The organism is Pseudomonas sp. NPDC088429 (assembly GCF_044753305.1).
In the GTDB taxonomy this organism is placed as follows: Bacteria; Pseudomonadota; Gammaproteobacteria; order Pseudomonadales; family Pseudomonadaceae; genus Aquipseudomonas; species Aquipseudomonas rustica.
The window spans coordinates 72,245-84,253 of record NZ_JBIVMX010000008.1 but is presented as its reverse complement, the minus strand read 5'-3'; the positions used below and the strand labels follow the sequence as shown (position 1 = coordinate 84,253).

Genomic DNA, 12,009 nt, shown 5'->3' with positions numbered 1-12,009 from the left:
GTACGGGCCTTGAACCCGTCGTGGGTTGCAGCCGATCGACTTTCTTTATGCAGCCGTGTTGTGCAAAGTCAGGCTATGTAGCCCCGGTGTCATCGCCATGAACGTTCGGTGATGCTTATATGACAGCCCACAAGGAGCCTCTTATGCCCTGGCCAGATCTGCTGCACAGCCGTGAACGATTGCCCGCCGTTGCTGACCTTGCCGAGGGTTTTGCGACGTTGTTGCAGCAGTTGGGCAACGTCACGCCGTTCGAATTGGCGGTCGCCGGTGGGCGGCGAATGGCGACGCCGGGGCTGGCGTTTCTGGTCGGTTATCAGGCGGCGTTGCGCATGTTGTGGCCGAGTGCGCCGCTCAGCCTTGGCGCTTTGTGTGCGACCGAACAGCGCAGTCTGCGCCCGGCAGACATGCAGACGCGGCTGACGGATTTGCGTCTGAGTGGACGCAAGGATTTCGTCACCGCCGGTGATGCGGCGGATTGGTTGTTGATCGCGGCGCGCAGTGAAGAGCCCGGCGAAAGTCCGCGCCTGAGTCTGGCCGTGGTCTACCCCGGTGAGCCCGGCGTCACCGTGGAGAAATTGCCGGCGCTGCCGTTGATGCCGGACATCAGTCATGGTCGGCTGTTGCTCGATGGTGCGCTGTGTGAGTTGTTGGCGGGGGATGGTTGGGATGCTTATGTGAAGCCGTTTCGCACGCTGGAAGATGTTTATGTGCTGAGTGCGATGACTGCTTGGTTGTATGGCGTCGGGCAGGACAGCGATTGGCCACAGACGCTGCAATTGCGTTTGCTGGCGCTGTTGGCCGGGTGTGCGGAGGCGAGTCGGCAGCCGCCGAATAATCCGGCCGGGCATGTGTTGTTGGCTGGGCTGTTTGCGCAGTTTGATGCGCTCAAGCCTGAGGTTGATCAGGCGTTGGCGGAGGGTGGTTCGGAGCGGGCGCAGATGTGGCGGCGGGATCAGGGGGTGATGCAGTTGGCCTCTATCGCCAGAGCCAAACGCCTGACCAAAGCCCTGCACACCCCCCTGTAGGAGCTGCCGCAGGCTGCGATCTTTTGATCTTGTTTTTTAAAAGGCAAAATCAAAAGATCGCAGCCTGCGGCAGCTCCTACAGGAGGCATCGGATCGCAGATTGTCATTTTTCTGGGCTAGGATTTGCAGATCTGTCTAGCGAGCCCTCACCATGTTCAAAGGCCTGACCCTGCTTCTGCTGCTGATCAGCGCCACCATTCAGGCCGAACCATGGCCCGGTGAGCAGTGGCCGACTGGCGCGATAATCACCAATACTCAAGCGCTGGAAAACTACGCCTTCCCACCCCGCGACGACACCAGCCGCAAAGGCATCCGCACCGATGCGCTGCTGATCATCCGCGACGGGCAGATCATCTACGAACGCTACGCCGGCCCAACCAACGCGCAAACCCCGCACCTGACCTGGTCAATCAGCAAAAGCCTGATGGCCGCCGTCCTCGGTGTGGCGTACGGCGAAGGCCTGTTCAAACTTGAGGATCCGGTAGCGAAGTTTTACCCGCCGCTGGCTAAACACCCGCAGATAAAAATCGCTGACTTATTGCACTGGGCCTCAGGCCTCGACTGGCAGGAGGACTACGAATACGCCCCGCTGAAATCCTCGGTGGTGGCGATGCTCTATACCCGTGGTCACCGCGACATGGCTGCGTATACGGCGGATCACGACAGCTACGCGCCCCCGGGGCAGGCCTTCCGCTATTCCAGTGGCGACAGCAATCTGCTCGCCGCCGCACTGAAAAACATCGTCGGTCCGCAGCGCTATCCGGACTATCCGTGGACGGCGTTGTTCGAACCCTTGGGCATCCGCCACGCCGTGTGGGAAACCGATGCGACGGGCACGTTTGTCGCGTCGTCTTACGCTTATCTCACCGCGCGGGATCTGGCGCGAGTGGGTCTGTTGATGGCGCGTGATGGGCGCTGGAATGATCGGCAGTTATTGCCCAAGGACTGGCTCGCGTTCAACCTCACACCGTTCGCCGGTTACAAGGCGCATCAAGACGAAGCCGTACCCGGCGGGCAGTGGTGGCTCAACCGTGCGGCGGATGGCGCGGCGTCTCCGTGGCCCGATGCACCGCCCGACACCTTCGCTGCTCTCGGCCATTGGGGGCAGGCGCTGTATGTGGTTCCCAGCGAGAAACTGCTGATCGTCCGTTATGGCGATGATCGCGATGGCAGTTATCGGCATAACGAGCTGCTCAAACGCGTGATGCAGGCGGTGCGGCCATGAAGCGCTTTTTGCTGTTGCTGCTGGTTTTGTTGCTCGGCTGGATCGTCTACGAACGGGAAAATTTGTGGGCCTTCCCCGACATCATCAGCGCCTACACCGCCAAGGAGTATTGTTCGTGCCGGTACGTGATGAACAACGATGCCGAGTATTGCCGTGGCTACGTAAAACAATGGCTGCCGACCAGCCAATTCAGCGATGACCCAGCCCGCAAAACCATCACCGTCAGCGGCATGGGGCGCAGCAACAGCGCCCAGTGGCAAAGCGAACGCCAGGGCTGCCGCCTGAATCCCTGATCACACCCAATCCCTTGTAGGAGCATGGCTTGCCCGCGATTGGGCCGGCACAGGCAACATCTTCGGTGACTGACAATATGCCTTCGCGGGCAAGCCTTGCTCCTACAACGGAGTAGCGGGGTTCCACTCTGCGGAACCACATTCGATTGTCCTCGCGCGCGTCTCGCGGTTATCTGGCGGTGAGCACGACCTGCCTTCCAACGTGTCGTGAATTCATTGCGAACAACAAGACCGGGAAAACCCGCGCGAGGAGATCCGTCATGACCCGACATCAGCACATTCTGGCCTGGCTCAGCGACGTCGCCAGCGACCTGCACGCCACCCGCCAAGACATCCACGCCCACCCCGAACTCGGTTTCGAAGAAAGCCGCACCTCGGCGCTGGTCGCCAAATCCCTTGAAAGCTGGGGCTACGAAGTCCACACCGGCATCGGCAAAACCGGCGTCGTCGGTGTGCTGCGCAACGGCAGCAGCTCGCGCAAACTCGGTCTGCGTGCCGACATGGACGCCTTGCCGATCATCGAAAATACCGGCGTCGCCTACAGCAGTCAGCACAAGGGCTGCATGCACGCCTGCGGTCACGACGGACACACGACCATGCTGCTCGGCGCCGCACGTTATCTGGCGGCGACACGTCAGTTCGACGGCACCCTCACGCTGATTTTCCAACCCGCCGAAGAAGGTCAGGGCGGCGCCGAAGCGATGCTCGCCGATGGTCTGCTTGAACGTTTCCCCTGCGATGCGCTATTCGGCATGCACAACATGCCGGGCCTGCCCGCTGGGCATTTGGGCTTTCGCGAAGGGCCGATGATGGCTTCGCAAGACCTGCTTAACGTGGTCATCGAAGGCGTCGGCGGCCACGGCTCGATGCCGCACCTGACGGTCGATCCGCTGGTCGCTGCGGCGAGTGTGGTGATGGCGCTGCAAACCGTGGTCGCGCGCAACATCGATGCGCAGCAAGCGGCGGTGGTCACCGTCGGTGCACTGCAAGCGGGGGAGGCGGCCAACGTCATTCCGCAGCAGGCGATTCTGCGTCTGAGCCTGCGCGCACTGAATGCCGATGTGCGCGAACAAACCCTCAACCGCGTGCGCAACATCATCGAAACCCAGGCGCAGAGTTTCGGCTGTACTTCGACAATCGAACATCGCCCGGCCTATCCCGTGCTGGTCAACCACGCCGCCGAAACCGAGTTCGCCCGCAACATTGGCGTCGAATTGGTCGGCGCCGATGCCGTCGATGGCAACACGCCAAAACTGATGGGCAGCGAAGACTTCGCCTGGATGCTTCAGCGTTGCCCCGGCGCCTATCTGTTTATCGGCAACGGCGTGTCGCGGCCGATGGTGCACAACCCCGCCTATGACTTTAACGACGACATCCTGCTGACTGGCGCCGCCTACTGGGGCGCGCTCACCGAGAGCTGGCTCAAGCCGGCCTGATTTCTTCACGTTCTGCTGCCGCTGAATCCCGAGCGCACCGGCGCACGGGCTCACCCAACAGCTTTTGGAGAATCTCCCATGCAGGCTTCAGGCACAGGTGTTTCGCGTACCCGGCAAGTGGTCGCCGCCGTGATCGGCAACGCGCTGGAATGGTATGACTTCATTGTTTACGGCTTTCTGGCGAGCATCATCGCCCGGCAATTCTTCCCCTCCGAAGACAGCTACGCCTCGCTGCTGATGGCGCTGGCGACCTTCGGCGTCGGCTTCTTCATGCGCCCGGTGGGCGGCATCCTGCTCGGCATGTATTCCGACCGCAAAGGTCGCAAAGCGGCGATGCAGATGATCATTCGTCTGATGACCGTGTCCATTGCAATGATCGCTTTCGCGCCAAGTTACGCCGCCATCGGCATGGGCGCGCCGTTGCTGATTGTGGTTGCGCGGATGCTCCAGGGCTTTGCCACCGGCGGTGAATACGCCAGCGCCACGGCGTTTCTGGTGGAAAGCGCGCCGGCTCATCGCAAAGGTTTGTACGGTTCGTGGCAACTGGTCGGGCAATGCCTGGCGGTGTTTGCCGGCGCGGCGATGGTGGCGTTGGTCACCCACCTGTTTACCCCTGAGACGCTGGACAGTTGGGGCTGGCGGATTCCGTTCGTGCTCGGCCTGTTGATCGGCCCGGTCGGCTTGTGGATTCGCAAGCACATGGAAGAGCCGGAAGAGTTTCTCGAAGCGCGCAAAAAAGCCAAAGGCGCAGCGCCGGGCCTGTGGCAAGTGGTTCGCGAACATCGCCGCAGCCTGCTGGTGTCGATGGGCCTGGCCAGTGGTGCGACGGTGGCGTTTTACGTGGTGCTGGTGAACATGCCGACCTTCGCCCACACCAACCTCGGCTTGCCGCTGGATCAGGTGCTGCTGGTGCAGATGCTCGCGGTGGCGCTGATGACCGTGGTGATACCGTTCTCCGGCGCACTGTCGGATCGCGTCGGCCGGCGACCGGTATTGATGGCCTTTACCCTGGCGTTTTTCGTGATGATTTATCCGCTGTACGTGTGGGTCGCGGCAGCGCCTTCAATCGAACGTTTGCTGGTAATGCAACTGCTGCTGTGCGGCGCGATTGGCGGCTTCTTCGGCCCGGCACCGACGGCGCTGGCCGAGCAATTTCCCATCGAAGTGCGCTCCACCGGCGTGTCGATTGCCTACAACATTTCGGTAATGGTGTTCGGCGGTTTCGCGCCGCTGATCGTGACCTGGTTGAGCAAGGTGCTGGAAACCCCGGTGGCGCCTTCGTTCTATGTGTTGTTCGCTTGCCTGCTGACCTTGCTCGGGATTTATTGCATGCAAGAGGCGCCCCGCGCCAAAGCCCCCAGCGCGCTCAACCTTGGAGTGAAATCTTGAGTCCGTTAGCCATCGATCCGATTGTCGCGCTGGACGCCGATGCGTTGTCCCGCGCGATCCATGCCCGCAAAGTCTCGTGCCGTGAAGTGATGCAGGCGTATCTGCAGCACATCGAACGTTTCAATCCACAGGTCAACGCGCTGGTGTCGTTGCGTCCCGCCGAGGAGGTTTTGCGCGAGGCCGATGAATGTGATCGGCAACTTGATCGCGGCGAATCCCGTGGCTGGATGCACGGCATGCCGCAGGCGATCAAGGATCTCGCGGCCACCGCTGGACTGCGCACGACCATGGGTTCGCCGCTGTTCGCCGAGCAGGTGCCGCAGCACGATGCAATCAGCGTGGCGCGGGTGCGCAATTGCGGCGCGATCATCATCGGCAAGAGCAACGTGCCGGAATTCGGCCTCGGTTCGCAGACCTACAACAGCGTGTTCGGCACCACCACCAATGCCTACGATGCCAGCCGGATTGCCGGCGGCAGCAGCGGCGGGGCGGCGGTGGCGTTGGCTCTACGTTTGCTGCCGGTGGCCGATGGCAGCGACATGATGGGCTCGCTGCGCAACCCGGCGGCGTTCAATAACGTCTTCGGTTTTCGCCCGTCCCAGGGCCGCGTGCCGCACGGGCCGACCCCGGAAGTGTTCGTCCAGCAACTGGCCACCGAAGGGCCGATGGGCCGCAGCGTCACCGACGTCGCACGATTGCTGTCGACGCAGGCGGGTTACGATCCTCGAGTGCCGCTGTCCCTGAAAGATCAGCCGCGCAATTTTGCCGAAGGCCTGCAACGGGACTTCAGCGACGTGCGCATTGGCTGGCTCGGCGACTACAACGGCTATCTGCCGATGGACGACGGTGTGCTCAGTTTGTGCGAATCGGCGCTGGCGGATTTCACCGCGCTGGGCTGTCAGGTCGAAGCCTGTCAGGCGGATTTTTCCATGGAGCGTTTGTGGCAAACCTGGCTGACCCATCGGCACTTTCTGGTGCAGGGCAGTCTGGGTGCCGCGTATGCCGATCCGCACAAACGCGAGTTGCTCAAACCGGAAGCACAGTGGGAAGTCGAGGGCGGTCTGCGTCTGAGCGCTGCCGATGTCTACAAGGCCTCGGTCGACCGCAGTGAGTGGTATCGGGCGCTGAGTGAATTGTTCGAACGTTACGATTTCCTGCTGTTGCCTACCGCACAAGTGTTCCCTTTTGATGCACAACAGCCATGGCCGCGCGTGGTCGGCGGGCAGACCATGGACACCTATCACCGCTGGATGGAGGTGGTCATCGGCCCGACGTTGGCCGGGTTGCCGAGCATCAGCGTGCCGGTCGGGTTCAACCCGGCGGGGCTGCCGATGGGCCTGCAAATCATCGGCCCGGCGCAGGCGGATCGCGCAGTTCTGCAACTGGCGTATGCCCATGAACAGCTGACCCGTTGGGTTGAACGACGACCACCGCCATGCCTGCAATCGGCTTGAGCGGCCCGCATTTTGCTGCAAAAAGTGTTCATCCATCTGTGCGCAGGGAGATCGAACACATGGGCAGCAAAACAGATACCGGCAGCGTGCGTTCGGTCGAACGAGCGCTGGCGATCGTCGAATTGCTCGGCGAGCATCAGGCGCTGGGGCTGGAGGAATTGCACTACCTCACGAGTCTGCCGAAAGCCACGGTGTCACGCATGCTCGCGACGTTGCAGGAGCAGGGCTGGATCTATCGCGGTCTCAGCGACCGGCGTTATCGCCTGTGCGCCAAGCGTCTGTTTGGTGATCGTCAGCAACGTTTCAAACGGCATCTGGTGGAGAGCGCGGCGCCGATGCTGGTGGAGTTGTGCGAGCGCACCGGGCTGGTGGCGGATCTGTCGTGCTTCGATGGCGAGCGCGTTGAAGTGATGGAAAGCGCGATTCCGCAGGTGTTGCGCAAGCGTTATCCGAACAACTGCCAGATCGTCGGGCATCACGCGAGTTTGTTTCACTCAGCGATGGGCCGGGCGTGCCTTGGCGAGTTGGGCAGTGATGAGGTCGAGCGGCTGGCCCAGCGTGAGCAGTTGAGCGCGGAAAGTTTGTTCAGTGCGACAGAGCAGGCGTTGCATCAGGGTTTTGGTCAGCGCACGGAAGGTTATTGGGAATATCCGGTGCGTTTGCCGTTTCTGATTCGCGCGGTGGCGTTGCCGATTCGTGCTGAAGGCAAATTGGTGGGCAGCATGGCGCTGCACTGGCCGATGGATCAGGCGCCGGTGGAGCGGGTGTTGAGCCTGCATTTGAACAGTCTGGCGGCGACGATTGGCGATGTGCAGCAGGTATTGGCCTGACAGCCAAAAGATCGCAGCCTGCGGCAGCTCCTACAATATTTGAAATGCATTCCCCTGTAGGAGCTGCCGCAGGCTGCGATCTTTTGATCTGAATGTTTGCAATAACCCCATGGCCAGTTAAGGTTCGTGCAGGTTTATCGGCCCCACGAGTCCTCAATGTTCAACCGCTCCCTCATTGCATCCCTGTCCAGCCTGCTGCTCGCCGCTGTCGCGTTGCCGGCGCAGGCCAATTGGTATCTGGACGGCGAGTCGTCGCGGCTGTCGTTCGTCAGCACGAAAAACGCCAACATTTCTGAAGTGCAGCGCTTTCTGGTGCTGCACGGCAAGGTCGACCCCAACGGTCGTGCCGAAGTCGAAGTCGAACTGGATTCGATCAACAGCGGCATCCCGCTGCGCGATGAGCGTATGCGCAAGGAGCTGTTCCAGATCGAGCAATTCCCCGAAGCGACCATCACCACGCAGATTGACCTGCGCCCGATCAACGATCTGGCCCCCGGCGCGCAGCTGGAATTGCGCCTGCCGCTGACCGTCAACCTGCATGGCAAACAACACGAATACCCCGCCGAATTGCTGGCGACGCGGCTCGATGATCGACGCTTTCAAGTGGTCACCCTCGAGCCGCTGGTGATCAACGCCGAAGATTTTGATCTGGCGCCGGGCCTGGAAAGCCTGCGCAAACTCGCCGACCTGTCGGCCATCAGTCTGTCAGTACCGGTGGGTGCGGTGCTGATTTTCACGGCGCGCTGACATGCGCGGCGCGGTGTTCCCATGGCGTGACGGCAACCGGTTCGAGCTGTTGATCGACGGCCCGCAATTCTTCCCGCGCATGCTCGAGCAGATTGCTGGCGCTCAAGAGCAGATCGAACTCGAACTGTACCTGGTCGAGGCCGGCGCCTGTGCCGAAACCATCGTCCAGGCGCTGGTGCTGGCGGCCGAACGTGGGGTGCGCGTGCGCTGTCTGTTCGATGATTACGGCAGCCTCGCCTTCACTTTCAATCTGCGCCAACGCCTGACCCATGCCGGGGTGGAGCTGCGTTTCTACAATCGGCTGAACTGGCGGCGCTGGGTCGGTAATTTCTATCGCGATCACCGCAAGTTGCTGCTGGTCGATCAGCGTCTGGCGGTGGTTGGCGGCACCGGTGTCACCGATGAATTCTGGACGCCGGGGCATGACACCAGTGAATGGCATGAAGTGATGGTCGAGATCAGCGGCCCGTTGGTGATCGACTGGCAATTGCTGTTTGATCGTCAGTGGATTGCCAACCGCTACCGCCGCGCCTGGCGCCCGGCTGCGCATTTCGGTCTGCCACGGTTGCCGCGCGTGCCGGACAAGGGCGAGGGCATGGGCCGCGTGGCGTATGCCGATGCCCGTCAGCATCGCGACATTCTGCAGTCGCTATTCCGTGCCCTGAACAGTGGGCAAAAACGCGTGTGGATGGCCACGCCGTACTTCCTGCCAACGTGGAAAATCCGCCGCTCCCTGCGCAAGGCTGCCGCGCGTGGTGTCGACGTGCGTTTGCTGCTGACCGGGCCGCGCACCGATCACCCGTCAGTGCGTTACGCCGGGCATCGTTACTACCCGCGCCTGCTCAAGGCCGGGGTGCAGATCTTTGAATATCAGCCGTGCTTCCTGCATTTGAAAATGGTGCTGGTGGACGATTGGGTGAGCATTGGTTCGTGCAACTTCGACCACTGGAACCTGCGCTTCAATCTGGAGGCGAATCTGGAGGCGCTGGATCCGTCGTTGACGGCAGCGGTGGAGGCGAGTTTTGTGAAGGACTTCGGGCTGAGTCAGCTGGTGAGTCTGGAAGAGTGGCAGCGCCGGCCGTTGTGGCGGCGGGTGAAGCAGCGGGTCTGGGGGTGGGTGGATCGGGTGGTGGTGAACATCCTTGATCGCCGCGGCTGACGCTAATTTCGAAAACCACATAAGCCCAATGTGGGAGCGAGCTTGCTCGCGAATGCGGCCTGACAGTCAACATCAATGTTGAATGTGATGGCCTCTTCGCGAGCAAGCTCGCTCCCACAGGGTTTCGCAGTGTTGCTGCTGTTACAGCAGTTCAAAGCTCTGCTGTGTGACGTCCTGCGAATCCAGGCCGATCTGTACGTTGAACTTGCCGGGCTCGGCCGCGTATTTGAGCTGGGCGTTGTAGAACTTCAGGTCATCCTCGGTGATGGTGAAGTGCACGACTTTCTGTTCGCCGGCCTTGAGCATGATTTTCTGGAAGTTCTTCAGTTCTTTGACCGGACGGATCATCGAGCCGGTGACGTCCTGAATGTACAACTGCACCACGGTTTCGCCGTCACGCTTGCCGGTGTTTTTCAGCATGACACTGGCGTCGAGCTTGCCGGTGGCGTTCAGCGTGGTCGACGACAACGCCATGTCGCTCAGGGCGAAATGGGTGTAGCTCAGGCCATAACCGAACGGGAACAGGGGACCTGTGGTGTCATCGAAATACTGCGAGGTGTAGTTGCCCGGTTTGCCCGGCGTGAACGGCCGGCCAATGCTCAGGTGGTTGTAGTACGTCGGGATCTGGCCCACGGAACGCGGGAAGGTCACCGGCAGTTTGCCCGACGGGTTGTAGTCACCGAACAGCACGTCAGCGATCGCGTTGCCGCCCTCGGTGCCGCTGAACCAGGTTTCCAGAATCGCATCAGCCGACTGGTTCTCTTCGAGAATGGTCAGCGGACGGCCGTTCATCAGTACCAGCACCAGCGGTTTGCCGGTGGCTTTCAACGCGCGGATCAGCTCACGCTGGTTTTCCGGGATGTTCAGGTCGGTGCGGCTGGACGATTCGTGGGACATGCCACGGGATTCGCCGACAGCGGCAACGATCACGTCAGCATCCTTGGCGGCTTTCACCGCTTCGTCGATCAGCACGTTGGCCGGGCGCGGGTCATCGACCACTTCCGGTGCATCGAAGTTGAGGAAGTTCAGGTAATCCAGCACCTTCTTGTCGCTGGTGATGTTGGCGCCACGGGCGTAGATCAGGTTCGCCTTGTTGCCGATCAGCGAGCTCATGCCGTCGAACAGGGTCACCGATTGCGTCGGTTTACCCGCCGCTGCCCAACTGCCCATCATGTCGATCGGCGCTTTGGCCAACGGGCCGACCAGCGCGACTTTCGCGTCTTTCTTCAGTGGCAGGGTTTCGTTCTGGTTCTTCAGCAGCACCAGACTGCGACGCGCGACGTCGCGGGCCTCGGCGCGGTGCAGACGGCTTTCAGCGTAGGTGTCGGCCGGATCATCTTCAGCCTTGCCGATGCGCAGGTACGGATCCTTGAACAGGCCCATGTCGTACTTGGCCGCGAGGACTTCGCGCACGGCGTTGTCGATGTCTTTCTGTTCGATCTCGCCGGACTTGAGCAGCCCCGGCAGCTCTTTGCCGTAGAGGGTGTCGTTCATGCTCATGTCGATGCCGGCCTTGATCGCCAGCTTCGCCGCTTCACGACCGTCGCGGGCGACGCCGTGTTTGATCAGTTCGAAAATCGCGCCATGGTCGCTGACTGCCAGGCCTTTGAAGCCCCAGTCGCGACGCAGCAGATCGTTCATCAGCCAGGTGTTGGCGGTGGCCGGAATGCCGTTGATCGAGTTCAGCGCAACCATCACGCCACCGGCGCCGGCATCAATCGCGGCGCGGTACGGCGGCAGGTAATCCTGGTACATCTTCACCGGACTCATGTCGACGGTGTTGTAGTCGCGACCGCCTTCAACCGCGCCATACAGGGCGAAGTGTTTGACGCTGGCCATGATGCTGTCGGCCGCGCTCGGGGTGGCGCCCTGATAGGCACGAACCATGACGCCGGCAATGCGCGAGGTCAGGTAGGTGTCTTCACCGAAACCTTCGGAGCTGCGGCCCCAGCGCGGATCGCGGGAGATGTCGACCATCGGCGCGAAAGTGATGTCGAGGCTGTCGGCGGCGGCTTCTTTGGCAGCCACGCGGCCGGATTTGCCGATGGCGTCCATGTCCCAGCTCGAGGCGAGGGCCAGCGGAATCGGGAAAATCGTCCGGTGACCGTGGATCACGTCGTAAGCGAAAAACATCGGGATCTTCAGACGGCTGCGCATGGCGGCGTCCTGCATCGGGCGGTTTTCCGGGCGGGTGATCGAGTTGAACGTGCCGCCGATGTTGCCGGCGGCGATCTCTTTGCGGATCAACTCACGAGGCATTTCCGGGCCGATGCTGATCAGGCGCAACTGGCCGATCTTCTCGTCGAGGGTCATTTGCTTCATCAGGTTGCTGATGAACGCGTCCTTGTTTTCCAGGGGTACCGGGGTCGTGGCGGCCAATACTTGATGACTGGCCAGGCTGACGAACAGACCCAGCAAACACAGCTTCTTCATGAATGTTTTTCTCAAGGG

The 12,009-nt window shown here is 61.4% G+C and carries 10 protein-coding genes; 9 read left to right on the top strand and 1 reads right to left on the bottom strand.

The features are described 5' to 3' along the window. The first annotated feature begins 143 nt into the window (after positions 1-143). The 9 genes from ACIP66_RS07505 (at position 144) to ACIP66_RS07465 (ending at position 9,558) form a co-directional block, all read left to right on the top strand. Complete coding sequence (locus ACIP66_RS07505) at positions 144-1,025, top strand: acyl-CoA dehydrogenase (protein WP_400646731.1); 882 nt, start codon at positions 144-146, stop codon at positions 1,023-1,025. Between the two features lie 151 nt (positions 1,026-1,176). Next, on the top strand, positions 1,177-2,250 hold the full coding sequence (locus ACIP66_RS07500; RefSeq protein ID WP_400646728.1) for a serine hydrolase domain-containing protein: 1,074 nt from the start codon (positions 1,177-1,179) through the stop codon (positions 2,248-2,250). Further along, the gene (locus ACIP66_RS07495; protein WP_159815367.1) at positions 2,247-2,543 is read left to right on the top strand and encodes an amidase; all 297 of its coding nucleotides are present in this window, start codon (positions 2,247-2,249) and stop codon (positions 2,541-2,543) included. Before ACIP66_RS07500 ends, ACIP66_RS07495 begins: the two co-directional genes overlap by 4 nt. 260 nt (positions 2,544-2,803) lie before the next feature. Further along, positions 2,804-3,979 carry a M20 aminoacylase family protein gene (locus ACIP66_RS07490; protein ID WP_400646725.1) on the top strand — a complete coding sequence of 392 codons (1,176 nt, stop codon included), beginning with the start codon at positions 2,804-2,806 and terminating at the stop codon, positions 3,977-3,979. A gap of 78 nt (positions 3,980-4,057) precedes the next feature. After that, positions 4,058-5,368, top strand: a complete 1,311-nt coding sequence (locus tag ACIP66_RS07485; protein WP_053117911.1) for a citrate-proton symporter — start codon at positions 4,058-4,060, stop codon at positions 5,366-5,368. Beyond that, complete coding sequence (locus tag ACIP66_RS07480) at positions 5,365-6,822, top strand: amidase (RefSeq protein WP_400646723.1); 1,458 nt, start codon at positions 5,365-5,367, stop codon at positions 6,820-6,822. Before ACIP66_RS07485 ends, ACIP66_RS07480 begins: the two co-directional genes overlap by 4 nt. Before the next feature lie 59 nt (positions 6,823-6,881). After that, complete coding sequence (locus ACIP66_RS07475) at positions 6,882-7,652, top strand: IclR family transcriptional regulator (protein ID WP_400646721.1); 771 nt, start codon at positions 6,882-6,884, stop codon at positions 7,650-7,652. Between the two features lie 156 nt (positions 7,653-7,808). Next, positions 7,809-8,399: a YceI family protein gene (locus ACIP66_RS07470; RefSeq protein ID WP_212545252.1), complete on the top strand. Its 591-nt coding sequence runs from the start codon at positions 7,809-7,811 to the stop codon at positions 8,397-8,399. Position 8,400: 1 nt separating this feature from the next. Continuing rightward, entirely contained in the window at positions 8,401-9,558 is a 1,158-nt protein-coding gene (locus ACIP66_RS07465) for a phosphatidylserine/phosphatidylglycerophosphate/cardiolipin synthase family protein (protein WP_159815362.1), read from the top strand. Between the two features lie 141 nt (positions 9,559-9,699). Here the strand turns inward: ACIP66_RS07465 and bglX are convergent, their stop codons facing one another. Continuing rightward, a complete protein-coding gene (gene bglX / locus ACIP66_RS07460; protein ID WP_159815361.1) occupies positions 9,700-11,991 on the bottom strand; it encodes a beta-glucosidase BglX in 2,292 nt (763 codons plus the stop codon). Between the last annotated feature and the right edge of the window lie 18 nt (positions 11,992-12,009).